The organism is Nocardia sp. NPDC046763 (assembly GCF_040645495.1).
In the GTDB taxonomy this organism is placed as follows: Bacteria; Actinomycetota; Actinomycetes; order Mycobacteriales; family Mycobacteriaceae; genus Nocardia.
The window spans coordinates 32631-55569 of the sequence record NZ_JBEYYI010000001.1; the positions used below are offsets into that span (position 1 = coordinate 32631).

Consider the following 22939-nt stretch of genomic DNA (forward strand, 5'->3'; position numbering starts at 1 on the left):
CTTGATTCGGTGCGATCCGGAATCCGGACCGGCGCATCTCGGGGCGCGGATCCGGTTGGCGTAGCTGCCATTCAGAAATAGCGCGGGTGGTTACAGTGCGAGGGTCAGTCGATCAGGTCGAGCGCGCGCAGCCGCCGGAAGACCAGCAGCGAGCCGGGGGCGACCGCGTCCATGGCGGCGTATTCGCCGAGGGTGAACCAGCGCAGTTCGGCGATCTCCCCGGAGGGGCGCGGCTCGTCGGTGAGCTCGCCGAGGAAGCAGGTCATGTGCAGGCGGGTGCCGGGCGCGTGCCCGTAGGCCTCCGCCTCGAACACGCCCAGCTCGCTGACGCCGGTGGCGGCCACCCCGAGTTCCTCGTGAATCTCCCTGTGCAGGGCCATCTCCGGGGTTTCACCCGGATCGATCTTGCCGCCCGCCATATAGAAGACGCCCTTGCCGGTGGACCGGGTCTGCAACATGCGACGGTCCCTGATATGCGCCAGTGCCGCGGTGCGAATCACCCGTCCCACCCTAGCCAGCCCTGGTAGCGCGGGCTGTGCGGGCGCCCTCGAACCGGCCCGGTGTCAGCAGGCCACGGTCCGCAGCCGCGCCCGATCGCCGGCCGCGACGCAGCGCACGGCCGCGGCGATGGCGACCACCGGCGGCACCCAGCGCGCCTGGTGGGGCATGACGCTCCACGCGATCCCGCGGCCCGGCTGCGGCAGCGGGACCCGGTCACCGTCGGTGTGCACGATCGCCCCCGCGGCGCGCAGGCTCTCGATGGCCCGCGCGGCCTTGGCCACGCCGATGACCAGATGGATTTCCCGCCGTTGCGGACCCGGGACCTCGATGACCGGGCCCGAGAGATTGTTTGCGCGCAGGTATCGGCGCACTCCCGCAGCGACGGACCCGGTGAGTTCGATGGCCGCGATCTGCTCGCCGGTGATCAAGTCGACGCCGTCGCCGGTCGTCTCGATCGTCCATCCGTACCGGCGGAAGTCCTCCGCCACAACGCTCAACGCCACGATAATCACCCTCACACCTGCGGCTGTGCATCCGATCCGCCGTGGCTGTGAGGTTCCCGAGAGAACGCTGCGATCACCGGCCACACCAAGGATTCTCGGCTGTGACCGGGGCGGATGCATCGTCCTGTGGTCGCCGATCGCTCAGGGAGATCCCCCAGGCGTGCGGGCTCAGCGGGTGGGCGGGGCGATCTTCCAGTGCCGCTGCAGGGCGTCGGCGATCTCCGGCAGGATGGTCACCGGGATCCGCCTGTGCCGCAACATGGTTCGAATCTCGTCGACCTGTTCGCGTTTGCGCATGTCGTAGGCGTTGGCGATGGGCCGCTGCACCGGCGGGATGGACAGCAGCACCAGTTCCCGATGCGGCTCGTCGCCGCCGTTGAGATCCAGTGCGAGGGTCCAGCGGCCCTTCTCGTCCAGCGCGAACCGTCCGGCCACCACCCGATCCCACGCCACCGTCGAGGCACCCCACGGGGTCCGCCGCACGATCGCATCCTCGGTCAGCTCCACCCGGTCCCGCCCGAACAGCGCGACCATCATCCCCACCGCGACGGCCGCGCCGAAGAACAGCCCGGTGAACACCCGATTCAGCCCGAACGCCACGACGGTCCCCGCGCAGACGACGGCCACCACGAATATCCCCGCGGCCACGTACCCGGCCATGCGCCGCCCCGGCACCACGCCCGCCCGCACCATCGTCATTCCGCCTCCCGAAACCGACTGCCGGTCACCGTACCCCCAGGTGCGCGTCGTCGATGAATTCGACGCGGACGGACCGTCCTCATCCGCATGACGCAATCGACCTTCACCGCGGTCGTCAATATCGCGGTGCCCGTGACCGATCAGGACCGGACCAAGGCGCTGCTCGAGCGGCTCGGGCTGGTGACCCGCATGGACGCCGAACTGCAGCCGGGCTTCCGCTGGATAGAGATGTCGCTACCCGGCGGGACGGCCTCCTTGGCGCTGGTGCGCGCGTCCGCGGAACTGCCCGCGGGCATCGACACCGGGATCCGGCTGGCGACCCCCGATGCCCGCGCCGCCCATGCCACGCTCGCCGGCCTCGGCCTCACCGTCGGCGCGCTGCTGGACTGGGATTCCGCGCCGCTCATGTTCGCCTTCCGAGACCCCGACGACAACCGCTTCTACGTCATGCAGACGGACTCCTGAGGGGGGCGAAACCGGCGGATTCCCAGCCGATCTCGACATCGACGCCCTTGGCGACCTACCGTGCCTCTACTACCGCTCACCGGTAACCGGTGGTCCCGCATCACCCGAAGGAGCGACTCATGCCGCACGCCGTCGACCTCGCGCGCCGACTGGCCGACTCGATCGAGGAGCACGGAGTCCCCGGCGCGCAAGTCGCGGTGCTGGTCGGCGGCGAGATCACGGCCGCGGCGGCCGGGGTGCTGAACACCGCGACAGGTGTTGCGGCGACCACGGATTCGGTGTTCCAGATCGGCTCGGTCACCAAGGCGTGGACCGCGACGCTCATCATGCAGCTCGCCGACGAGGGGCTGATCGAGCTCGACGCCCCGGTGCGCCGGTACCTGCCCGAGTTCCGGGTGCGTGACGAAGCGGCCGCGGCGGGCATCACCCTCCGGCAGCTGCTCGGCCACACCTCGGGCATCGATGGTGACCTGTTCCTCGACACCGGGCGCGGTTCGGACGCGGTGGAGAAGTTCGTGCCCGCCATCGCGGACGCCGGGCAGGTGCACCCGCCCGGAGACATGTTCTCGTACTGCAACAGCGGATACGTGCTACTCGGTCGAATACTGGAAGTGTTGCGCGGCAAGCCTTTCGACGCGGTGTTGCGGGAGCGGCTGGTAACCCCGCTCGGGCTGACCCGGGTGGCCACCGACGCCGACGAGGCCATCCTGTTCCGCGCCGCGGTAGGGCATATCGAATCCGCGGCGGGGGTCGGCCCGGAACCCGCGCCGGTATGGGCGCTCCCGGCCTCCAACGCTCCGGCCGGGGCGCGGCTGGCGATGTCCGCGCGCGATCTGCTGGGATTCGCCCGGCTGCACCTGACCGGCGGTCGCACCATGGAGGGCGTCCCCGTGCTCTCCGAGACCGCGGTACAGGCGATGACCCGGCCCCACGTCGAGGTGCCCGATATCGGCTACGGCACCCACTGGGGTCTGGGCTGGCAGCTGTTCGATCCCGCCGGAACCGGATTGTTCGGGCACGACGGCAGCACCATCGGCCAGAACGCTTTCCTGCGTATCGCGCCCGCCGCCGACGTCGCAATCGCCTTGCTGGCCAATGGAGGTGACGCGTTCGCGCTCTACCAGGATGTCGTCGGAGACCTCCTGTGGGTGCACGCGGGTATCCGATTGCCCGCCCGGCCCGTGCCGCCCGCCCGGCCCGAACCGGTGGATGCGGCGCGGGTCAGCGGGCGCTACCGCTCGGTCATGTACGAGCACGTCATCGACGTCGGCCCCGACGGCCGGGCCTGGCTGTCCACGATGCCCCTGACGGCGGAAGCCGCCCTGGCCTCCGCCCCGGACCGCATGGAACTTCTGCACCTACGGTCCGACGCGCTGATCGCCGCGCGCTCTGTTCGTGGCCGCCACGCCGTCTACGGCCTGATCAACGGCGACGGTGGCCCGGCTGCCCGCTACCTGCACACCAGCCGCGCGATGCCCCGCCAGCCCTGACGCTCGCCATACCCAGCCGGCCCGAGGATCAGTTCAGCTCGGCGGCGGAGGCCACGACGACACCGTAGAGGTCGGCGATGGTGGCCAGGGCGCTGTCGTGCAGCTGTGCGGCGGTCACCTCGCCGACGGCCGATTCGAGGGGGCGGGTGGCACAGGCGTCGGCCACGACGGTGGGGTGGTTGCCGCGCAGGAAGGCGCCCTCGGTGGTGAAGGTGACGCACATGTGGGTCATGAAGCCGGCGATGATCAGGTTCTTGTTGCCCGCGGCGTCCACGTGGGCGGCCAGGTCGGTGTCGTGGAAGGCGTTCGGAACCTGTTTGACGACAACGGGTTCGCCGTCGGCCGGGGCCACGGCGGGGTGGATCGCGCCGATGTCGGCGGTGATGTCGTAGGGGGTGCCGGGGCCGCCGTCGTTGACGATGTGGATGATCGCGGAGCCGGCCCGGCGGGCGCGGCCCAGCAGGTCGGCGGCGGCGTCGAGGGCGGGCCGCCAGCCGGTCAGCTCCATCGCGCCGCGGGTGTAGGTGTTCTGGTAGTCGACGAGGATCAGGGTCGCGTCGGCCAGGGTGGCCGGGGTCTGATCGAAGCCGCCGAGGTCACGCAGGGTCTGTGCGGGCATGGAGATCCTCCTGGGTCACGCGTCCGGACCGCCCGGTGCGGTGGACGTTTTCCACGCTATGAGCCGACAGGCGTGTCGGAAATGTCATGTAGCCTGCAGATTCGGACACGGCGAGGGTGGAGGAACGATGAACGCACCTGCGAGATTCGTCGTCATCGTGCTGTTCGACCGGGTCGATCTGCTGGATGTGACCGGGCCGCCAGAGGTTTTCGCGCTGCTCCAGCGAGAGATGAACGGGGACACCGGGTATCAGGTGGCGCTGGCCGCCGAGACCCTCGACCCCGTCACCACCTCCGCCGGAGTCCGAGTGCTGCCCGACATCACCTTCGCCGACCTCGCCGGGCGCGCGATCGACACGCTGGTGGTGCCCGGCTCGGTCGAGGTGGACGGCGCCGGCCGGGTGCGCGCGCTCAGCGACCCGCAGGTGGTGGCGTGGGTGGCGAAGCTGGCCGCCAACAGCCGCCGCGTCGCCTCGGTCTGCGTGGGTGCGCACATTCTCGCCGACGCCGGGCTGCTGGACGGCAAGCGCGCCACCACCCACTGGTCCACCGCACAGCAGCTCGCGGCGGAACATCCGGCCGTGACCGTGGACGCCGATCCGATCTTCATTCGCGACCAGAACGTCTGGACCGGCGCGGGACTCACCGCCTGCCTGGACCTGTCCCTCGCACTGGTCGCCGACGATTTCGGCGACGCCCTCGCACTGCGCGTGGCGCGGCAGCTGGTCATGTTCCTGAAAAGGCCCGGCGGGCAGAGCCAGTTCAGCGTGTCACTCGAACCCATCTCGGCCACGCGCCGGATCGACGACCTGCGGCACTACATCGCCCGGCATCTCGCCGAGCCGCTGACGGTCGCGGATCTGGCCGTGCAGGCCCATGTCAGCGAACGGCAGCTGACCCGCATCTTCAAGACCGATCTCGGCGCCACCCCGGCGGCCTATATCGAGTCCGCCCGAGTCGAATTCGCGCGCAATCAGCTCGAGACGACCGACCACACGCTCGACCGGGTGGCGACCCTGAGCGGTTTCAACACTACCGACACCCTCACCCGGGCCTTCCGGCGCGTACTGGACATCACGCCGACGGAGTATCGAAACCGCTTCCGGCTCACCTGATCTCGCCTCGAATCACCTGGTCACGCCTCGAGCGGGACCGCCGCCTCGGCCGTGTACACCAGGAACGTCAGGCTCTCCTGGAAGTACAGCTGCACCGTCTCGGCATCGTGCGAGAGATAGCCGATGGACAGATCCTGGCCGATCTGCAGATCGAAATCGCCACCGCGCGTGGACAGGACGAACGCGCCGTCGATGGCCGGCGCCCAGATGATGTCACCGTCGATCAGTCGCTCGATATGGGTGCGGATCGGGTGCCCGTGATCGGAGGTCTCGCTCACCGCGGTGTACAGATCCGCCGACAGCAGCACCGAGTACGGCCCGTCCACACCCGCCAGCCGCAGCTTGCTCAGCGCCTGCGCCACCGCCTCCGGGGCCAGGCGCGGGTCGCCGGGCAGCTTCACCGGCTCGCACGAGGTGGAGGCCCGGACACCGATGATCCCGGCCGCCGGATAGCCCTCGAAAATGGCGCGGTCCTCGGCGAAGGCGATCTTCTTGGCCGCCGTCTTCACCGGATCCAGATCGGCGTCGTGCGCGCCGCGCTCGATATTGTCCAGCTCCTCGCGGGAGAGCGTGAACGGTACCCGCAGCTCCACCAGCGGCAGCACCACGCGCTGGCGGGCCTGCACGCCGTCACCGGGGGAGGTGATGGTGGAGGTGCGGCCCAGTCCGGCGGCGGAGTAGTCGGTGCCGTGCGGTCCGGACAGATCGACCACGCGGCGACCGGCGATGTGCCGCTTGAAGGTTCGCGTCGCCTCCTCCTCGATGGCCGACCAGGCCTCCGAGGTGATGGGCGCGAGTTCGCGATGCAGGTTGTTCATGCGTCAGCTCCGTTCGGTTCAACGATTCCGTAGCGGCGGTTCAACGATTGCGTAGCGGCGGTTCAACGATTGCGTAGCGCCCCGATGCCGAGAGATCCGTCCCGGGACACAACGCCATTGCCGCCGGTGGATTCCCGCTGGGTGGCCGCCTCCGGCGCGGGTGCGGCCGGCAGCGCGTCGAAGAACCCCGCGGGCGGCGCGAAGAACGAGGTGCCGGTGACGGCGGTGGAGAAGTCCAGGATGCGGTCGTAGGCGGCGTCCGCGGTGCCCAGGAACATGCGGACCAGCATGTTCTCGGTGATGGCCGGGTCGTCGGCGTAGGCGATGTAATAGGTGCCGAATTCGCCGTCCTGGACCGAGCCGAACGGCATATTGGCGCGCACGATATTGCCGATCTCGTCCTGGTCGTTCACGGCCACATGCGAATTCGCGGGCTTGTCGGCGTCGGAAAGTTCGAAGTCGTCGAGTTTCGTTCGCCCGATGACCTTTTCCTGCTCGGTGGTCGACAGCGCCTTCCATGAGCCCAGATCGTGCAGGTACTTCTGCGCGATGACGTAACTGCCACCGGCGAATTCGGGATCCTCGTCGCCGACCAGCGCGGCGGTGGCGGCGAGCTGTCCCTCCGGATTCTCGGTGCCGTCCACGAATCCGAGCAGATCACGCTGCTCGAAATAGCGGAAGCCGACCGTCTGATCCACGATGGTGGCCGCGCCGGACAGCCGCTCGGCGATCTTCATCGCCAATTCGAAACAGGCGTCCTGGGTTTCGGCCTTGAGGTGGAACAGCAGGTCGCCCGGTGTGACCGGGGCCTGGTGCCGCTCACCGATGAAACCCGGGAACTCGTGCAGCTGTGCGGGTTTCGGCCCGGAGAACAGGCGGTCCCAGGCGGCGGACCCGATGCTGGTGATGCACGCGAGGCCGGATCCGGGCACCCGGAATCCGACGGAGCGGCGCAACCCGGGCAGATCTGCGAGCAAATCCCGCGTCACCGTCTCGCCACCCTCGTCGATGGTGACGACGAGGAAGATCGCGGCCGGTGTGAGCGGGTCGAGGATCGGCTGTGGCTCACCCATGGGCACCACCTTATGCGCTGCGGTCGACCGCCGACCTGCCCGGTATGCCTCGTTCCCCGGACTACTTGGCGACGGTCAGCAGAAATGCCACGTCATCGACGGCTTTCACGCTGTGACGGGCGTTGGGGATCACAATCAGGTCACCCGCCGAGCCCTTCCACTCGTTGGTGCCGCTGATCACCACCAGCACCCCGCTCAGCACCACGAGGGTCGCCTCGCTCGGATTCTCGTGCTCGGCCAGCGTCTGTCCGGCAGTCATCGCGATGACCGTCTGGCGCAGGCTGTGGGTGTGGCCGCCATAGATGGTCAACGAACTGCGCCCGCTCGAGGCGCTGGCCGCCAGCTTCAGCTGCTGGCGGGCAACCGCGGTCAGCGATTTCTTGTCCATGGACTGCCTTTCGCCGGAATATCGCTGAGTATGCCGGACGCACCCGGGACGATCGGCGGTTTCGAGGCGGTGTGTGCAGGAATTGCCGGACTAGGAATGCAGGCGTTACCGCAAGCCCTGGGCGACGCGGCGATAACGGCGGAAGCGATACCGCAGACCTGTCGAGGACTCGCTCCAGTCGGCGGCATCGGTCTGCCACGCGCGATCGATGGCCGGGGCCAGGGTGTCGCCGGCGATGTCCGCGTCGATTTCGGTGACCATCAGCTCGGTCGCGAAAGGCATTGCGGCACGGTAGATCTCGCCGCCACCCATGATCCACACCGAGTTCTCGCCGGTCATGTGCAGGGCCTCGGCCAGCGAGCCCGCCCGCTCCGCCCCGGCCTCGGACCAGTCCGCCTGCCGAGTCACGACGATATTGCGGCGGCCGTCGAGCGGCCGGAAGCGCACCGGCAGCGAATCCCAGGTCTTGCGGCCCATGATCACCGGATGCCCCAACGTGACGTCCTTGAAGTGCGCCATGTCCTCGGGGACGCGCCACGGAATCGTGTTGTCCCGCCCGATGATTCCCTCCGGCGTCTGGGCCCAGATCAGCCCGATGGTCCGGTTCACGCTGTGCCCGCCAGATATGAGCCGGGGGCCTCCCTGGTCACGTTCCGCAAGCGCAGGGAGGTGGAGCGGCGCCTCCGGCCCTGACCACTCATACCGCCACCGGCGCCTTGATGGCCGGATGATGCTGGTAGCCCTGGATTTCCACGTCCTCGTACGCGTAGTCGAACAGCGTCGGCGCGGGCCGCAGGTGCAGCTGCGGGAACGGGTACGGCTCGCGGGTCAGCTGCTCGCGCACCTGGGCCACGTGATTGTCGTAGATGTGCACATCGCCGCCGGTCCAGATGAAGTCGCCGGGCAGCAGCTCGGTCTGCTGGGCAACCATGTGGGTCAGCAGCGCGTAGCTGGCGATATTGAACGGCACGCCCAGGAACAGATCCGCGCTGCGCTGATACAGCTGGCACGACAGCCTGCCGTCGGCCACGTAGAACTGGAAGAAGGCGTGGCAGGGGGCCAGCGCCATCTTGTTCAGCTCGGCCACATTCCACGCCGAGACGATGATGCGCCGCGAATCCGGATCGGTGCGCAGCGTCTGCAGCACCTGCGAGATCTGATCGATGTGGGTGCCGTCCGGGGTCGGCCAGGACCGCCACTGCACGCCGTAGACCGGGCCCAATTCGCCCTGCGCGTCGGCCCATTCGTCCCAGATGGTGACGCCGTGCTCCCGCAGCCACCGCACATTGGAGTCACCGCGCAGGAACCACAACAACTCGTAGACGATCGACTTGAGGTGCACCTTCTTGGTGGTGATCAGTGGAAAGCCCTGCGACAGGTCGTAGCGCAGCTGGTGCCCGAAAATGCTGCGGGTGCCGGTTCCGGTCCGATCCGCCTTGGGCGTGCCGGACTCCAGCACCAGTCGGAGCAGGTCCTCGTACTGGGTATCTCGGGCGCTCTCCACGCCTGGCAAGCTTACGCATCGTGCGGAAGTTGTTTGTGATCGGAATCGGGGCGGGGGACCCGGACCAGGTGACGGTGCAGGCCATCAAGGCCATGTGCCAGGTAAACGTGTTTTTTCTCATCGGCAAGGGGGCCGAGAAGCAGGAGCTCACGGACGTGCGGTCGGCCATCCTGGCCGAGTACGCGCGCCAGCCGCACTCGATAGTAGAGATCATCGACCCGCCGCGGGACCGGGGCGTGCCCGCCAGCGGCGCGGACGTCGTCTACCAGGGCGCGGTCGCGGACTGGCACGAGGCGCGGGCCGAGCTGCTGGAGCGGGCCTTCGCCGAAACCGACGGTGTGGGCGGCATTCTCGTGTGGGGTGACCCGTCGCTGTACGACAGCACGCTGCGCATCGTGGAGCGGGTGCTCGAACGCGAGCGCATCCAGTTCGAGTACGAGGTGATTCCGGGCGTCACCAGCGCGCAGGCGCTGGCCGCCGCGCACCGCATCGTGCTGCACGAGATCGGCGAGCCGTTGCACATCACCACCGGGCGGCGGCTGCGGGAGGAGGGGCTGGTCCCGGGGCAGTCCACGCTGGTGATGCTGGACGGTGAGTGTTCGTTCGTACAGGTGCCGGGCGACGATGTCTACATCTGGTGGGGCGCGTACCTGGGCATGCCCGACGAGGTGATCGTCGAGGGTCCGCTGCGCGTGGTCGAGGGCCGTATCGCCCGCCGGCGTGCGGCCCTGCGCGCGGCCAAGGGCTGGATCATGGACATCTACCTGCTGCGGCAGGCGGGCGCCGCGCGCTGAATCGGCCGGGTGTCGGGGTGTGCGGTTAGGGTGGACGACGGAGATGGTCGCCCATTGGAGGAGATCCGTTGCCCGAACTACCGGAGATTGTGGCGCTCGAGCAGTTCCTGGCCGAGCATGCGGTGGGGGCGGTGGTCGGGCGGGTCGACGTGGCGGCCCTGAGCGTGCTGAAGACCTTCGATCCGCCGGTGACCGCGCTCTCGGGGCGGGACGTGACCGGGGTGGGGCACTGGGGCAAACACCTCGGATTGGATTGCGACGGGCTGTGGTTGATCACGCACCTGTCGCGCGGCGGCTGGCTGCGGTGGATCGACGAGCCCGGCGCCAATCCGCCCAAGCCCGGCAAGGGGCCGCTGGCCCTGCGCGTGCACTTCTTCACAACCGAGGGCGCCACCCCCGCCTTCGATCTGACCGAGGCCGGCACCAAGAAGCGGCTGGCCGTGTGGGTTACCGGCGATCCGCTCTCGGTGCCCGGCATCGCGCGGCTGGGGCCCGACGCCCTGGCCGTGAGCGAACCGGAATTCGCCGAGATCCTGCGCGGCACATCGCAGCGCGTGAAGAACGCGCTCACCGATCAGAGCCTGCTGGCCGGCATCGGCAATGCCTACTCCGACGAAATCCTGCACACGGCAAAGCTTTCGCCGTTCGCCACCTCCGGCACGCTGGACGCCGAACAGGTGGCGCGCCTGCATGCGGCCATGCGCGCCACGCTGTCCGACGCCATCCTGCGCTCGGTGGGCCAGGATGCCGCCCGCCTCAAGGGCGAGAAGCGGTCCGGTTTCCAAGTGCACGCCCGAACCGGCCTGCCGTGCCCGGTGTGTGGCGACACCGTCCGCGAGGTCTCCTACGCGGACAAGTCGTTCCAGTACTGCCCGACCTGCCAGACCGGCGGCAAGATCCTGGCCGATCGCCGCATGTCCCGGCTGCTGAAGTAGGCCCTAGACCCCGGCCACCGCATCGGTGCGGCGGTCCAGCACATGCGCCGGAATCTCTACTCCCGCTTCCAGATCCGCGGCCGGGATCGGGGCGTCGAAGACCTGCCGCAGCGGCAGGACGCCGGCCCAGACGCCACCGGTATCGATATCGTCCTGCTCGTCGCGCGGGCCGCCGGTGCGGACCTTGACCGAGGCTTCGGTGAGGTCGAGGGCCAGGACCATGGTCGCGGCCATCTCCTTCTTGTTCGGTGAACGGACCGCGTCCCACGCGCCGGGTGCGGCCTGTTCGACGATGACGCGCAGCGCGTGCATGCGCTCGTCCGGGTCGGTCAGCTCGACCGGCCGGGCGTGGATGACCGCCGAGCGGTAGTTCATGGAGAAGTGCATGGCGGAGCGGGCGTAGACGATGCCGTCCACGTGCGTCACGGTCAGCGAGACGTCGCCGGTCATGGCGGCCCGCATGTTGCCCGAGCCGGTGGAGCCGTGCAGGTACAGCGTGTCGCCGTCGCGGCCGTAGATGGTCGGGATGACCACCGGGCTGCCGTTCAGGACCACGCCCAGGTGGCAGATGAGCCCGGCGTCGAGGACCGCGTCCAGTTCGGCGCGGTCGGTGCGGCCCCGTTCCTTGGACCGGGTGAGGCTGCTGCGCGGGGTGGGTGACAATGGGGTCCGGGTCGAAGCTGTCTCACTCATATGACCAGTTTCGTGGGAGAAATGGCATTCCTGAATAGCCAATTCTCCGCAAGATCTACAGACCACTTGGGGGATCCGTGCCGTTCACGCTCGCACATCCGGCTGCCGTGCTGCCCATGCGGCGGGTGCTGTGGTTTCCGGGACTCGTCGCCGGGAGCATCGCGCCCGACATGCCGTACTACCTGTGGATCGGTGTGGATGGCGAGCTGACACATTCGCTGCGGGGGCTCCCGGTGGACGTGCTGCTGGGCGCGATCCTGGTGGCCATCGGGTGGGCGCTGCGCGGCACCGTCTCGGGCATGATCGGCAAGGAGATCGCCGCGAGCAGGCCGGGGCCGGTGACGGCCGCGGCGGCCCTGCTCATCGGGGCCCTCACCCACCTCGCCTGGGATGCCTTCACCCACACCGACGGTCCCGCCGTGCGCCACTGGGACGTGTTGCGGGAGTCCGTGATCGGACCGCATCGGGTGTACAACGTGATCGGGTACATCTCCTCGATCGGCGGAATGCTGCTGCTCGCAGGCTGTTTCGCCGCCTGGTACCGGCGAGCCCGGCCGGTGGCGCCGGATTCCCGGCGCGCCCCGGTGCTGGCGGCGCTGCTCGCGGTGGCGGTGCTCGCCGGTCTCATCGCCCGAACCGATCCGGTGGCGCACGCCAGCCTCTACGACTGCGTGCGGCACCTGCTGGTCTACGCAATCACCAGCGCCGCAACGGGTTTCGTGGTGTACGCCCTCGGCTCCATGGTAGTTGCGGCCGTCAGGGGACTTCGCTGAGCGCACTGTCGTGCGCTGAGTGGCATTCTGGTATCGACCGGTTGTCGAGTGATCAGGAGGCCACTTGCGGGCGAATCGGCTGGTCGACGACGATCTGCCGTTCATCGTCGAACGGGACAGCGGCGTGCCGCTGGCCGTTCAGGTGGCCGACGGACTGCGCCGGGCCGCGACCACCGGCGCGTTGCGCGGCGGTGACCGGCTGCCTTCCTCCCGCGAGCTGGCCAATCGGCTCGGGGTGAGCCGGACCGTCGTCACCGCCGCCTACGACCAGTTGCACGCCGAGGGCTGGCTGGACGGGCGGCACGGCTCGGGCACCTACCTCACGGCCGCGCCCGCACCGGTGGGCGCGCAAACCGGCGGGCCCGAACGGCCCGATCCGCTGGCGGGACTGCTGGATCTCGGCGCGGGCGCGCCGTCCATCGAGGCCATCGACCCGGCCGCCTGGCGGCGGGCGTGGCGGGCCGCCTCGGATCGAATGCCGTTGATCCGCAAGGACCGGCGCGGGGAGACCGACTATCGGGAGGCCGTCGCCGAACACCTGCTGCGGCATCGCGGGCTGGGCGCGGGCAGCGGAACCACCGTGCTGGCCACCGCCGGAACCAGCGCGGCCGCAGGCGAACTCGCGGCGGCGCTGCTGCGACCCGGCGACGTGGTGGCCATCGAGGATCCCGGCTATCAGCGGGCGGCCGGGGCGTTCCGGGCGGCGGGCATGCGGCCGGTCCCGGCGCCGGTGGACGCCGAGGGCCTGCGGGTCGAGCGGCTGCCCGAGGACGCCCGCCTGGTGTATTGCACTCCCGCGCACCAGTTTCCGCTCGGCGCGCGCATGCCCGCCGCCCGCCGGGTCGAGCTCATCGAATTCGCCCGCCGCACCGGCGCACTCGTGGTCGAGGACGACTACGACGGCGAATTGCGGTACGACACCGCGCCGCTGCCGCTGCTGGCCACCCTGGCCCCCGATGTGGTCGTGCATCTGGGCACCACCAGCAAGATCCTCACGCCCACCCTCGGCATCGGCTGGCTGGTGGCGGATCCGGCCATCGCCGCGGCGGTGCTCGCCCATCGCGAACTCACCGGCACCGGCCCGGCCCCGGCGGGTCAGCAGGTGGTGGCCGAACTGGCCCGGCACGGTGACCTGGCCCGCCATCTGCGCCGCCTGCGCCGCGACATGCCGGCCCGCCGCGCCCTGGTGGTGGACGAGCTGCGCGGCCGCGGCCTGGACGTGCGTGGCGACGACGCCGGATCACACGTCTTCGTCCCACTCGCCACCCCGGAGCAGGAGGACCGCGCGGTGGCCGCCGCCCGCGAGCGCGGCGTCTACCTCGACGCGCTGGCCCGCCACCATCTGGGCGCCCGGCACACCTTCGGCATCGTCCTCGGATATGCCGCGCTGCCTGCGGCAGAGCTCCCGGGCGCGGTCCGGTCGGCGGGGGCGGCGCTGGCCCGGGTCGTAGAGTGGTCCGCATGACCGAAAAGGACATCCACGCGCGCATCAAGGAACTCGTGGATCGTGAGCACGAGCTGCGTGCCAAGACCACCGGTGGCGAACTCGATCCGGAGGCCGAGCGCCGCCAGCTGGCCGAGATCGAGGTCCAGCTCGACCAGTGCTGGGACCTGCTGCGTCAGCGCCGCGCCCGCATGGACCAGGGGCGCAACCCCGACGAGGCCCAGGTCAACCCCGCCCGCCAGGTCGAGGGCTACCTGCAGTAATCGCCCGTCCGCCGTCCGGCCGTTCCGCTCTGCCTGGCGGGTCGGCCGTTCCCGCCACCTTCGGGATCCATGGTCCGAGCCCCTGGGAGCCCCCGAGAGTTGGGTCTACCCTTTGTGAATGGTGGCAACGACAGACATCACGACCGCGGACGGTAGGGTTCGCGGACTCCGGGGCCGCCGCGTTTCACGCTGGCGGTCCATTCCTTTCGCAGCGGCTCCGGTCGGGGAGTTCCGTTTCCGGGCGCCGCAGCCGGTGCAACCGTGGAGTGGGGTGCGCGACGCCACCGATTTCGGTTATGCCGCAATGCAACACCGCGACGGTGCACGGATCGGGCCGCGGCAGGCACAGCCGACCGGCGAGGATTGCCTCACGCTGAACGTGACCGCGCCGAACGCGCCTGCGGCCACGCCCCGCCCGGTCATGGTTTTCATCCACGGCGGCGGCTACATGATCGGAACCTCCGCGCTGCGGCTGTACTCCGGCGCCCGGCTGGCGGTCCGCGGCGATGTCATCGTGGTGTCGGTCAACTACCGGCTCGGCGCCTTCGGCTACGTCGACTTCGGTGAATACTCCACGCCCGACAGCCGATTCGATTCCAACCTGGGCCTGCGCGATCAGGTCGCGGCCCTGGAATGGGTACAGCGCAATATCGCCGCGTTCGGCGGCGACCCGAACAATGTCACCATCTTCGGCGAATCGGCCGGGGCGCACGCGGTGCTGGCCCTCATGGCCACCCCCGCCGCGGCCGGGCTGTTCCACCGCGGCATCGCCCAGAGCGCGCCCGCGGACTGGGCCCCGAGCCAGGCCGAGGCCCGGCTGTTCGCCCGCCGCTGCCTCGACGACCTCGGCATCGCCCCCGGGGATGCCGCCAAGGAACTGCGCATCGCCGGTGCGAACGACATCCGCAAGGCCGTCGATCACGCGGTCGCCCGGATCATGCACCAGCAGCCGGGCCTGTTCCCGGTGGCCCCGGTGGTGGACGGCGAATTCCTGCCCGCCGCACCGCTGGCCGCCTTCGCCAATGGCACCGCGCACCGGGTGCCGCTCATCATCGGGACCAACCGGGACGAGGCCACCCTGTTCGTGCGCTTCGACGACACCCTGCCCACCACCCCCGATCGCATGCGCTGGCTGTTGCGCCACGTGGACCAGGCCCTCGACGTGGGCGACGACAGCCCCATCTTCACCAAACTCGGCCAGTCCATGCCGACCTCGCGGGAGCGGCTGCACGAGACGCTGTCCGAGTTCGGTGCGGCCGTCGAATCCCGGGTCACCGCGGCCTATCCCGGTTTTCCGGGCAAGAAGGCCACCGTCCGCATGGGCGGCGACTTCACCTTCTGGCGGCCCTCGGTCCGCGTCATGGAGGCGCACAGCCGCTACGCGCCGACCTACGCGTACCGCTACGACTTCGCCCCGCGCGCAATCCATTTGAGCGGTTTCGGCGCCACGCACGCCCTGGATCTGATCCCCGTCTTCGGTGCGGTCGATTCGTCCTTCGGCCGTGCCATGACCGCGCTCGGCGGCCACCGCGCCTTTCGTGAGGTGTCGAGCCAGTTCCAGGACAACTGGCTGGCCTTCGCCCGCACCGGAACTCCGCTGCCGGCCTGGCCCGCCTACACCGAGGAACAGCGCGCGACGCTGATCATCGATTCGCCCGGCCGCGTCGAACTCGACCCGGACCGCACCAAACGCCTGGCGTGGCAGGGAGTTCGGATTCCCGCCCTCACCTGAGCGGCGGTCACCACGTCGAGCAGGGCAGGCCGAGCGCGGACAGTTCCGTCTCGGCCAGCGCGGTGAGCGCGTCCCCGGTCGGGATGGCGTCCGGATCCAGGCCGATCAGCGACAGCGTGTAGGTGTCGGCGATCCGGGTCAGGTACCCCGAGAGCCGGGTTCGGGGCAGCGCGTCGGGCCGGAGCCCGGGGTGGATGGCGCGGGCCGCCACCCCGGTGCAGGAGTGCGGGCCCAGCGCCAGCAGCGACTCGGGCAGGTTGCCGATATTGGAGCACAGGACGTCTCGCTCGCCCGCGCCCCTCGCCAGCCGATACGCCCACCGGTCGGGCATGACCTGGAGGATCTCCTCGGGGATGCCGCCCGGACTGGTCATGCGGTGCTCGTAGGCCGCACGGGCCTTGCGGCGCAGGGTCGCCGGGGTGTCGTCGCGGGTGATGGCGACCTCGGTCATGGACATGTCGTTGTCCACGCGCGGTTCGTCGCGGGTGTCGACCGGGAGGCTGGCGGCGATGGTGTCCGCGGGAAAACCGCTGGACCACAGCATCTTCGCGATCAGATGGACGAACAGGCTGTTGGCGGTGCCCGCGTGCGCGACCGCGACGCGGTTCCAGTCCCGGGCAGGGATCTCGAGCACCGTCCCGCAGGTGGTGGAGGTTCCGGGGCTTGCGAAGGCATTCTCGTTGCCCGGCAACACCTTCCGAGCCTCGGGCGCGGCCGGGCGTTCGGGAATGCCGCGCCGCAGCGCGCGGGCGGTCCCACCCAGGACCGTGGCCCACATGCGCCGGGCGTCGGCCCAATCCGAATGTCCCGCAAGGGGTGCCGCGAGCGGGACACCGGACAGTGCGTTGTCGATGGCCAGGGTCAGCGCGCGGCCGTCGGCCAACGCGTGCGAACAGGTCAGCGCGACCAGGCAGCCGCCGTCGTCCAGCCGCGCCGCCGACAGCCGCCAGCCCGGCCCGGCCTCGGGATCGAGGTCCGCGCCCTGGCGGTCGGCCCAATCCAGTGCGGCCGCGCGCGGAATCGGCTCCGGCGTCACGGTGAACGGGTATGCGGTCTCGTTCGGCTGCCAGCGTGGCCGCGCCCCGGGCACCCGCGAGCGCACCACCCGGCGGCCGAGCGGCCCGGTGCGTAGATCGCGGTGCACCCGCCAGAGCAGGGCCGGATGCACCGGTTCGGCGGTACGCCAGAGTCCCTGCAGGACGATCGGGGTGCCCATGCCCCGATGCGACCGCAGGAAGATCTCGTCCAGCACGCTCAGCCGATCCATCGAACGGCTAGCGTACCGATCGGTTCCATGGGGTGCTGCCGCGCGTATTCGGGGCTTTCGCGCGACCGGTCGACCCCGAGGTCCGATCAGGCCGGGCGGCCGTGGCGGCCCTCGCCCGAGGCGAAGCGCTGCGCCCCGTCCAGTGCGCCGTCCATCAGGGCCGTCATGCCGTGGCGCAGCTCGTTGGCGATGGCCTCGGACTCCTCCAGCCCGTTCTGCTCCAGCACCGACATGCGGTCCGAGCGCAGGCAGGTCTGCGGCAGCGTGGCCAGTTCGCGCGCGAGTTCCTCGGCGGCGCGGCGGGATTCGCCGTTCGGCACCACCCGGTTGACCAGTCCGATCTGCAGCGCCTCGGTGGCGCCGACGGCCCGGCCGGTGAGAATCAGGTCCATGGCGCGGCCCTCGCCGATGATGCGGGGCAGTCGCACGGTGCCGCCGTCGATGAGCGGCACACCCCAGCGGCGGCAGAACACGCCGAAGGTGCTGTCCTGCTCCGCGATTCGCAGATCGCACCAGAGCGCCAGCTCGATGCCGCCCGCGACCGCGTACCCGGAGACCGCGGCGATGACGGGTTTGGACAGTTTCATGCGGGTCGGGCCCATGGGTCCGTCGCCGTCCTCGGTGACCTGGTTGGAGCGTTCGGTGCCGAGCGCCTTGAGGTCGGCGCCGGCGCAGAAGGTGCCACCGTCGCCCCACAGCACGGCGACCGCGGCGGTGGGGTCCGCGTCGAAGTCGCGGAAGGCGTCGGCCAGGGCTTTCGCGGTGGGGCCGTCGACCGCGTTGCGGGCTTCGGGGCGGTGCAGGATCACGGTGTAGACGGGGCCGTTGCGCTCGACTCGTACTGTCACGCGGCCGACAGTACGCCGTAAGTGGATTCTGCACAGCGGCGCGGAGCGCCTCGGTTGCGGGTGGTGGTGGGCGACGGGTGGGCTTGCGTCAAGAAATGAATTGGTGGTTCACTTCTTGTATGGCCTATCGCAGAACCCCCGCTGTCCAGGCTCGCCTGGACGCTCAGGCGGGGTCGATCGTGCGGGCGGCCATGACCGTGCTGTCCCGCGACGGGTTCGCCGGACTGTCCATGGCCGCGGTCGCCGCCGAGGCCGGGGTCGCCACCGGGACGGTGTACAAGAACTTCAGCGGCAAGGCCGAACTCGTCACCGCCGTCTTCCGTGAGGTCGTCACCCGTGAGGTCGACGCCGTCGCCGAGGCCGGCGCGGCGGGGGAGGGACGCACCGCCCCGGACCGGGTCACCGCCGCCGTCGAGACCTTCGCCGGCCGCGCCCTCAAGAACCCCAAACTCGCCTATGTGCTGCTCGCCGAACCCGTGGACACCGTCGTCGACGCCGAACGCCTGCGCTTCCGCCGGGCCTTCGCCGAGACCTACGTGTCCGCGATCTCCGACGGCATCGCCACCGGTCAACTGCCGCCGCAGGATCCGCGCACCTCCGCGACCGCGCTGGTCGGGGCGATCGGCGAGGTGCTCGTCGGCCCGCTCTCCGAACAACTCCAGAGCGAATCGGTGCTGCCGGAACTGGTCGCGTTCGCCCTGCGCGCCCTCGGTGTCCAGCCGGACGCCTCCGGCGGCCACCCCGAATCTCGCGGCGTCCCACACGAATAGGAGTCACCCGCAATGCACACGCACGACGTCTTCAACCAGGTGCCGCCCATCGTCCCCTTCGACAATTCGCGCAATCCCGCGCTGCTCGAGGGCCTGCACCGGGAGGGTGCGGGCTGGGCCGAGGCCGAGGTGCGGGAGCTGGGCGCGCTCGCGGGCGGCGCGGCCGCGCAGGAGTGGGGCCGGCTGGCCAACGAGAACCCGCCGATTCTGCACACCCACGACCGCTACGGCAACCGCATCGACGAGGTGGAGTTCCACCCGTACTGGCACAACCTCATGGACACCGCGGTGTCGCACGGCCTGCACGGTTCGCCCTGGCAGGACGACCGGTCCGGCGCGCACGCGGCCCGCGCCGCCAAGTTCTTCACCTGGGGCCTGGCCGACGCCGGGCACATGTGCCCGATCTCCATGACCTACGCCGTGGTGCCGGCGCTGCGCCACAATCCCGAACTGGCCGCGAAGTTCGAGCCGCTGCTGGCCTCCCGCGTCTACGATTTCGGCCTGCGCGAGCCGTCCAGCAAGGCCGGACTCATCGCGGGCATGTCCATGACCGAGAAACAGGGCGGCTCCGACGTCCGCGCCAACACCACCACGGCCACCCCGCTCGCCGACGGCACCTACCGCATCGTCGGCCACAAGTGGTTCACCTCGCACCCCATGGGCGACATGTTCCTGACCCTGGCCCAGGCGCCGGGCGGCCTGTCCTGCTTCCTGCTGCCCCGGGTGCTGCCCGACGGCACCCGCAACGCGCTGCGCATCCAGCGGCTCAAGGACAAGCTGGGCAACAAGTCCAACGCCTCCTCGGAACTGGAGTACGAGAACGCCATCGGCTGGCCGGTCGGCGCGGAGGGCGCGGGCGTGAAGACCATTATCGAGATGGTCAATATGACCCGGCTGGACTGCGTGATCGGCTCGGCCACCGGCATGCGCGCCGGGGCCGTCTACGCCACCCACCACGCCCGGCATCGCCAGGTGTTCGGCAAGCACCTCGTCGACCAGCCCGCCATGCGGAATGTGCTGGCGGACCTGGTGATCGAATCCGATGCCGCGACCACCATCATGATGCGCCTGGCCGGAGCCACCGACCGCGCGGACTCCGATCCCGCCGAGGCGGCACTGCGCCGCATCGCACTGGCGGTCACCAAGTACTGGGTGTGCAAGCGCGCCCCCGCGCACGCGGCCGAGGCGCTGGAATGCTTCGGCGGCAACGGTTATGCCGAGGAGTCCGGCATGCCGCGGCTGTACCGCGAGGCACCGCTCATGTCCATCTGGGAGGGCTCGGGCAATGTGGCCGCGCTGGACGCGCTGCGCGCCATGGGGCGGCAGCCGGAGACGGTCGAGGCATTCTTCACCGAGGTGAACCTCGCCCGCGGCGCCAACCGCCACCTGGACGAGGCCATCGACCGAATCGGCAAGGAGCTCACCGACTTCGCCGATATCGAGTACCGCGCGCGCCGCGTGGTCGAGCTGATGGCGCTGGTGCTGCAGGGCGCGCAGCTGGTGCGGCACGGCCACCAGGCCGTCGCGGACGCCTTCTGCGCCACCAGGTTCGGAGGTGACTGGGGCATCGCCTTCGGCACGCTGCCGACCGGCGTCGACACCGAGGCGATCATTCAGCGCGCCTACGTCGACTGAGCCGGCTCCGGCTGACTGTGGGCGGCCACCCTCGGCATCAGTCGAACCAGTACTCGAGCCAGACCTTTGCGCCCTCACCGAGATTGGCCGTGAAGCCGCCTTCGCCGCGGAGGTTGGTCAGGTCGGCGGTGCCGGAGCCGGGGACTACGAACCAGGTGCCGCTGACGATGTTGTCGGCGACGGTGCCGGCGTCCTGGAGGAGGAAGGTGCCGGATTTGCCGTCGACGGAACCGGCGATCCGCTCGATGCCGACGAAACTGGCCGCGCCGTCGGGGGTGGAGGACTGGAGGAATTCCACCACACCGTCGCCCTCGATGCCGCCGGAGAAGCTCTCCTCCACGTGAATTCGGGTGAGCACCGGTCCCTGCTCGGGCTCGTCGTAGGGAACCGGCTCGTATTTGTGCACCGTGATGGTGCCTTCGACCCGAATCTTCTCGCTCATCACATGCCCCTGTTCTTCGGAATGCGCCCGCGGCGCGCGACTGTCGTCCTCCACCTTCAGGCGGTACGGGGACATTCATCAAGTGGCGAATCGGGGTGGATCGAGAAGTCTCGTTAATCGATGCCCGAATTGTGAAAAACGCGAATTCGCGCTGGTGTCAAGGGGTTCCGGTGCTCTAGTGTCGATGATCATGAACGTGCGTAGTGTTATCGGCAGTGCGATGGCAGCGGTCGCGCTCACAATCCTCGGCACCGGCGCCGCCTCGGCGGACTCGGGTGTGATCGAGGCGGACAACTCGGATTTCCTGGTGGGCGACACCCTGTATTTCAATGAATTCGCCACCCAGTGCGCCATTCACGCGAATGGCGATGTCGCCTGCGATCTCGGCCAGGGCAACAAATTGTGGGGCCTGATTCCCATCTCCGACATCGTGATCGACGGCTCCTTCCTGCCCGCCCACCCGACCTTCGGCCTCGGCGGCCAGCACGGCAATCCGAATGCCCGCCAGCTCTGGGACGTGCCGCGCCCGCCCGGAAACGTGTACGCCGGCACCCAGTTCGACTACGCGGGCGCGACCTGCCTCGGCGGGCGTCCGCACGGTAACGGCATGACCTGCACCTCGCACGGCCACACCTTCACCCTCGGCACCCAGACCAGCATCGGCTGACACCCGGCCCCGAGGACACCGCGCGGGCTGCGACCAAGACCACGCTTCCCGCCGCAGCCCGCCGGTAATAGCGTCGAAAGTATGCCTCGTACAACGACGTACACCCAGTGGATCGCCCTCCCGCCGCAGCAGCTGTGGGCCGTGCTCGGCGATCCCGCCCGCTGGCCGGAGTGGAATCCCGCCATCACCGCGGTGACGCTGCACGGGACCCCCGCGGCGGGCGTCACCGGCGACTATCTGCCGCGCGGGCGCGTCACCGAGGCCGTGCACGGGCGGCTCGCGAAACCGTTCGTCGTCTCCACCTTCGTACCCGACCGCGAAATCACCCTGGAACAACCCGAACCCGCGGGCACCATGCGACTGCGCTGGGTGCTGACCCCGCGTGACGGTGGCACCGAACTCCGGCAGCAGCTCACCTTCACCGGCACCTCGGCCGCGGTCATGCGCAAGGTCGTCGGGGACCTGCTGCAGACCGACACCCACACCTGCTTCACCCGCCTGGCCCAGCTGGCCGGACTGCGGCCCGCCGCGGACGCGCTCACCGTCGTGATCGCCGGCGGCACCGGCGCCCTCGGCCGCACCCTGGCCGCCGACCTCACCTGCCGGGGCCAGCGTGTCGTCGTCCTCACCCGGCGCACCGCGCTGGAACTGCCCTACCCGCAATACGAATGGGACGGCCGCACCGTCGGCACGTGGGCCGACGCCCTGCGCAATGCGGGCCGCACCGCGGTGATCAACCTCGCCGGCAAGCTCGTCGACTGCCGCCCCACCGCCCGTAATATCGCCGAATTGCGCCGCAGCCGCGTCGATTCCACCCGCGCGCTGGTGGAGGCGTCCAAGACACTGGACCGGCCCGTCGACTACTGGATCCAGGCGAGCACCACCGCCATCTGGGCCGACGCCGGGGAACTCCGCTGCACCGAGGGCACACCCCTGCCCGAGCCCGGCCTGCCGCAGATGACCGGCGTGGCCGCACCCTGGGAAGCGGCCTTCGAGGGCGCCAATGCCACGCACTGGACCATCCTGCGCACCTCCATCGTGCTGGACCCGGACGCCCCCGCGCTGCGGCGACTGGTGGGCCTGACCAAGGCGGGCCTGGGCGGCAGTGTCGGCAGCGGCCGGCAGTGGTTCAGCTGGATCCACGTCGAGGACTGGCTGGCCATCGTGCGCGCCGGGCTGGGCCTGGACCCGCGAGTCGGCCTGCCCACCGGCGTGGTGGTCGCGGCCACCGACTTCCCGGTGCGCAACAAGGAGCTCATGACCACCCTGCGCAGGCAGCTGCGCCGCCCGTGGTCGCCGCCCACCCCCGCGGCCGCCCTCACCGTCGGCGCGGTCTTCCTGCGCACCGATCCGGCGCTCGGGCTGACCGGCCGGCACGCCACTTCGGAGGTGCTGCGGCACAGCGGGTTCCGCTTCCGCTACCCGACCCTCGACGAGGCGCTGTCGGACCTGCTGCCGCGCTGACCCGGCGATCCCGGCCGTCCCCGAGATGTGATCCGGGA

26 protein-coding genes are annotated in these 22939 nt (G+C 70.0%); 13 read left to right on the top strand and 13 right to left on the bottom strand.

Going from position 1 to position 22939, the window contains the following annotated elements; translation table 11 throughout:
• Positions 1 to 104 precede the first annotated feature (104 nt).
• From ABZ909_RS00100 to ABZ909_RS00110, 3 genes are all read right to left on the bottom strand, one after another.
• Positions 105 to 509, bottom strand: a complete 405-nt coding sequence (locus tag ABZ909_RS00100; RefSeq protein WP_356995324.1) for an NUDIX domain-containing protein — start codon at positions 507 to 509, stop codon at positions 105 to 107.
• Positions 510 to 563: 54 nt separating this feature from the next.
• On the bottom strand, positions 564 to 1004 hold the full coding sequence (locus ABZ909_RS00105; RefSeq protein WP_356995325.1) for a hypothetical protein: 441 nt from the start codon (positions 1002 to 1004) through the stop codon (positions 564 to 566).
• Positions 1005 to 1172: 168 nt separating this feature from the next.
• Positions 1173 to 1703, bottom strand: a complete 531-nt coding sequence (locus ABZ909_RS00110; RefSeq protein WP_356995327.1) for a hypothetical protein — start codon at positions 1701 to 1703, stop codon at positions 1173 to 1175.
• An 87-nt stretch (positions 1704 to 1790) separates the two neighbouring features.
• Here ABZ909_RS00110 and ABZ909_RS00115 point away from each other — a divergent pair, with 87 nt between their 5' ends.
• Together ABZ909_RS00115 and ABZ909_RS00120 are read left to right on the top strand one after the other, a co-directional pair.
• On the top strand, positions 1791 to 2168 hold the full coding sequence (locus tag ABZ909_RS00115) for a glyoxalase (RefSeq protein WP_356995329.1): 378 nt from the start codon (positions 1791 to 1793) through the stop codon (positions 2166 to 2168).
• A gap of 119 nt (positions 2169 to 2287) precedes the next feature.
• Positions 2288 to 3658: a serine hydrolase domain-containing protein gene (locus ABZ909_RS00120; RefSeq protein ID WP_356995331.1), complete on the top strand. Its 1371-nt coding sequence runs from the start codon at positions 2288 to 2290 to the stop codon at positions 3656 to 3658.
• A gap of 28 nt (positions 3659 to 3686) precedes the next feature.
• Here the strand turns inward: ABZ909_RS00120 and ABZ909_RS00125 are convergent, their stop codons facing one another.
• Complete coding sequence (locus ABZ909_RS00125; protein ID WP_356995333.1) at positions 3687 to 4277, bottom strand: cysteine hydrolase family protein; 591 nt, start codon at positions 4275 to 4277, stop codon at positions 3687 to 3689.
• A 127-nt stretch (positions 4278 to 4404) separates the two neighbouring features.
• Between ABZ909_RS00125 and ABZ909_RS00130 the strand changes: the two genes are divergently transcribed.
• Entirely contained in the window at positions 4405 to 5391 is a 987-nt protein-coding gene (locus ABZ909_RS00130) for a DJ-1/PfpI family protein (RefSeq protein ID WP_356995335.1), read from the top strand.
• A gap of 20 nt (positions 5392 to 5411) precedes the next feature.
• On the opposite strand, the gene ABZ909_RS00135 is transcribed toward ABZ909_RS00130, so the two are convergent.
• From ABZ909_RS00135 to ABZ909_RS00155, 5 genes are all read right to left on the bottom strand, one after another.
• A complete protein-coding gene (locus ABZ909_RS00135) occupies positions 5412 to 6209 on the bottom strand; it encodes a family 1 encapsulin nanocompartment shell protein (RefSeq protein WP_354836349.1) in 798 nt (265 codons plus the stop codon).
• 62 nt (positions 6210 to 6271) lie between these two features.
• A complete protein-coding gene (locus ABZ909_RS00140; RefSeq protein ID WP_356995336.1) occupies positions 6272 to 7282 on the bottom strand; it encodes a Dyp-type peroxidase in 1011 nt (336 codons plus the stop codon).
• Between the two features lie 61 nt (positions 7283 to 7343).
• Positions 7344 to 7670: a cupin domain-containing protein gene (locus ABZ909_RS00145; protein ID WP_356995337.1), complete on the bottom strand. Its 327-nt coding sequence runs from the start codon at positions 7668 to 7670 to the stop codon at positions 7344 to 7346.
• Positions 7671 to 7775: 105 nt separating this feature from the next.
• Positions 7776 to 8279, bottom strand: a complete 504-nt coding sequence (locus ABZ909_RS00150; protein WP_356995338.1) for a dihydrofolate reductase — start codon at positions 8277 to 8279, stop codon at positions 7776 to 7778.
• An 88-nt stretch (positions 8280 to 8367) separates the two neighbouring features.
• Positions 8368 to 9174, bottom strand: a complete 807-nt coding sequence (locus ABZ909_RS00155; RefSeq protein ID WP_356995340.1) for a thymidylate synthase — start codon at positions 9172 to 9174, stop codon at positions 8368 to 8370.
• Positions 9175 to 9194: 20 nt separating this feature from the next.
• On the opposite strand from ABZ909_RS00155, the gene cobF reads away from it, so the two are divergent.
• Both cobF and ABZ909_RS00165 read left to right on the top strand, forming a co-directional pair.
• Positions 9195 to 9968 (top strand): precorrin-6A synthase (deacetylating), encoded by a 774-nt coding sequence (gene cobF / locus ABZ909_RS00160; protein ID WP_356995342.1) that lies wholly within the window; start codon positions 9195 to 9197, stop codon positions 9966 to 9968.
• A 68-nt stretch (positions 9969 to 10036) separates the two neighbouring features.
• Positions 10037 to 10903, top strand: coding sequence for a DNA-formamidopyrimidine glycosylase family protein (locus ABZ909_RS00165; RefSeq protein ID WP_356995344.1), 867 nt, complete (start codon positions 10037 to 10039; stop codon positions 10901 to 10903).
• 3 nt (positions 10904 to 10906) lie between these two features.
• On the opposite strand, the gene ABZ909_RS00170 is transcribed toward ABZ909_RS00165, so the two are convergent.
• Positions 10907 to 11596 carry a pyridoxamine 5'-phosphate oxidase family protein gene (locus tag ABZ909_RS00170; protein WP_356995345.1) on the bottom strand — a complete coding sequence of 230 codons (690 nt, stop codon included), beginning with the start codon at positions 11594 to 11596 and terminating at the stop codon, positions 10907 to 10909.
• Positions 11597 to 11673: 77 nt separating this feature from the next.
• Here ABZ909_RS00170 and ABZ909_RS00175 point away from each other — a divergent pair, with 77 nt between their 5' ends.
• From ABZ909_RS00175 to ABZ909_RS00190, 4 genes are all read left to right on the top strand, one after another.
• Positions 11674 to 12369, top strand: a complete 696-nt coding sequence (locus ABZ909_RS00175; protein WP_356995347.1) for a DUF4184 family protein — start codon at positions 11674 to 11676, stop codon at positions 12367 to 12369.
• Between the two features lie 64 nt (positions 12370 to 12433).
• Positions 12434 to 13834, top strand: coding sequence for a PLP-dependent aminotransferase family protein (locus ABZ909_RS00180; RefSeq protein ID WP_356995349.1), 1401 nt, complete (start codon positions 12434 to 12436; stop codon positions 13832 to 13834).
• On the top strand, positions 13831 to 14076 hold the full coding sequence (locus tag ABZ909_RS00185; protein ID WP_354836333.1) for a DUF2630 family protein: 246 nt from the start codon (positions 13831 to 13833) through the stop codon (positions 14074 to 14076). The genes ABZ909_RS00180 and ABZ909_RS00185 overlap by 4 nt, the downstream gene beginning before the upstream one ends.
• Positions 14077 to 14194: 118 nt before the next feature.
• On the top strand, positions 14195 to 15808 hold the full coding sequence (locus tag ABZ909_RS00190; protein ID WP_356995351.1) for a carboxylesterase/lipase family protein: 1614 nt from the start codon (positions 14195 to 14197) through the stop codon (positions 15806 to 15808).
• Positions 15809 to 15815: 7 nt separating this feature from the next.
• Here the strand turns inward: ABZ909_RS00190 and ABZ909_RS00195 are convergent, their stop codons facing one another.
• Entirely contained in the window at positions 15816 to 17075 is a 1260-nt protein-coding gene (locus tag ABZ909_RS00195) for a hypothetical protein (RefSeq protein WP_356995353.1), read from the bottom strand.
• Between the two features lie 86 nt (positions 17076 to 17161).
• Positions 17162 to 17923, bottom strand: a complete 762-nt coding sequence (locus ABZ909_RS00200; RefSeq protein WP_356995355.1) for a crotonase/enoyl-CoA hydratase family protein — start codon at positions 17921 to 17923, stop codon at positions 17162 to 17164.
• A 119-nt stretch (positions 17924 to 18042) separates the two neighbouring features.
• Between ABZ909_RS00200 and ABZ909_RS00205 the strand changes: the two genes are divergently transcribed.
• Positions 18043 to 18693 carry a TetR/AcrR family transcriptional regulator gene (locus ABZ909_RS00205; protein ID WP_356995357.1) on the top strand — a complete coding sequence of 217 codons (651 nt, stop codon included), beginning with the start codon at positions 18043 to 18045 and terminating at the stop codon, positions 18691 to 18693.
• A 12-nt stretch (positions 18694 to 18705) separates the two neighbouring features.
• Positions 18706 to 20328, top strand: coding sequence for an acyl-CoA dehydrogenase family protein (locus tag ABZ909_RS00210; RefSeq protein WP_356995358.1), 1623 nt, complete (start codon positions 18706 to 18708; stop codon positions 20326 to 20328).
• Positions 20329 to 20365: 37 nt separating this feature from the next.
• Here the strand turns inward: ABZ909_RS00210 and ABZ909_RS00215 are convergent, their stop codons facing one another.
• Entirely contained in the window at positions 20366 to 20770 is a 405-nt protein-coding gene (locus ABZ909_RS00215; protein ID WP_356995360.1) for a DUF3224 domain-containing protein, read from the bottom strand.
• Between the two features lie 190 nt (positions 20771 to 20960).
• Between ABZ909_RS00215 and ABZ909_RS00220 the strand changes: the two genes are divergently transcribed.
• Positions 20961 to 21437: a hypothetical protein gene (locus ABZ909_RS00220; protein ID WP_356995361.1), complete on the top strand. Its 477-nt coding sequence runs from the start codon at positions 20961 to 20963 to the stop codon at positions 21435 to 21437.
• Positions 21438 to 21518: 81 nt separating this feature from the next.
• Positions 21519 to 22901, top strand: coding sequence for a DUF1731 domain-containing protein (locus ABZ909_RS00225; RefSeq protein WP_356995363.1), 1383 nt, complete (start codon positions 21519 to 21521; stop codon positions 22899 to 22901).
• The last annotated feature ends 38 nt before the right edge of the window (positions 22902 to 22939 follow it).

Bases quoted from the DNA above. Each gene is read 5' to 3' on its own strand.
- ABZ909_RS00110 (WP_356995327.1), bottom strand. From the start codon at position 1,703: ATGACGATGGTGCGGGCGGGCGTGGTGCCGGGGCGGCGCATGGCCGGG.
- ABZ909_RS00115 (WP_356995329.1), top strand. From the start codon at position 1,791: ATGACGCAATCGACCTTCACCGCGGTCGTCAATATCGCGGTGCCCGTG.
- ABZ909_RS00120 (WP_356995331.1), top strand. From the start codon at position 2,288: ATGCCGCACGCCGTCGACCTCGCGCGCCGACTGGCCGACTCGATCGAG.
- ABZ909_RS00125 (WP_356995333.1), bottom strand. From the start codon at position 4,277: ATGCCCGCACAGACCCTGCGTGACCTCGGCGGCTTCGATCAGACCCCG.
- ABZ909_RS00130 (WP_356995335.1), top strand. From the start codon at position 4,405: ATGAACGCACCTGCGAGATTCGTCGTCATCGTGCTGTTCGACCGGGTC.
- ABZ909_RS00135 (WP_354836349.1), bottom strand. From the start codon at position 6,209: ATGAACAACCTGCATCGCGAACTCGCGCCCATCACCTCGGAGGCCTGG.
- ABZ909_RS00140 (WP_356995336.1), bottom strand. From the start codon at position 7,282: ATGGGTGAGCCACAGCCGATCCTCGACCCGCTCACACCGGCCGCGATC.
- ABZ909_RS00145 (WP_356995337.1), bottom strand. From the start codon at position 7,670: ATGGACAAGAAATCGCTGACCGCGGTTGCCCGCCAGCAGCTGAAGCTG.
- ABZ909_RS00170 (WP_356995345.1), bottom strand. From the start codon at position 11,596: ATGAGTGAGACAGCTTCGACCCGGACCCCATTGTCACCCACCCCGCGC.
- ABZ909_RS00185 (WP_354836333.1), top strand. From the start codon at position 13,831: ATGACCGAAAAGGACATCCACGCGCGCATCAAGGAACTCGTGGATCGT.
- ABZ909_RS00190 (WP_356995351.1), top strand. From the start codon at position 14,195: ATGGTGGCAACGACAGACATCACGACCGCGGACGGTAGGGTTCGCGGA.
- ABZ909_RS00195 (WP_356995353.1), bottom strand. From the start codon at position 17,075: ATGGATCGGCTGAGCGTGCTGGACGAGATCTTCCTGCGGTCGCATCGG.
- ABZ909_RS00205 (WP_356995357.1), top strand. From the start codon at position 18,043: ATGGCCTATCGCAGAACCCCCGCTGTCCAGGCTCGCCTGGACGCTCAG.
- ABZ909_RS00210 (WP_356995358.1), top strand. From the start codon at position 18,706: ATGCACACGCACGACGTCTTCAACCAGGTGCCGCCCATCGTCCCCTTC.
- ABZ909_RS00215 (WP_356995360.1), bottom strand. From the start codon at position 20,770: ATGAGCGAGAAGATTCGGGTCGAAGGCACCATCACGGTGCACAAATAC.
- ABZ909_RS00220 (WP_356995361.1), top strand. From the start codon at position 20,961: ATGAACGTGCGTAGTGTTATCGGCAGTGCGATGGCAGCGGTCGCGCTC.
- ABZ909_RS00225 (WP_356995363.1), top strand. From the start codon at position 21,519: ATGCCTCGTACAACGACGTACACCCAGTGGATCGCCCTCCCGCCGCAG.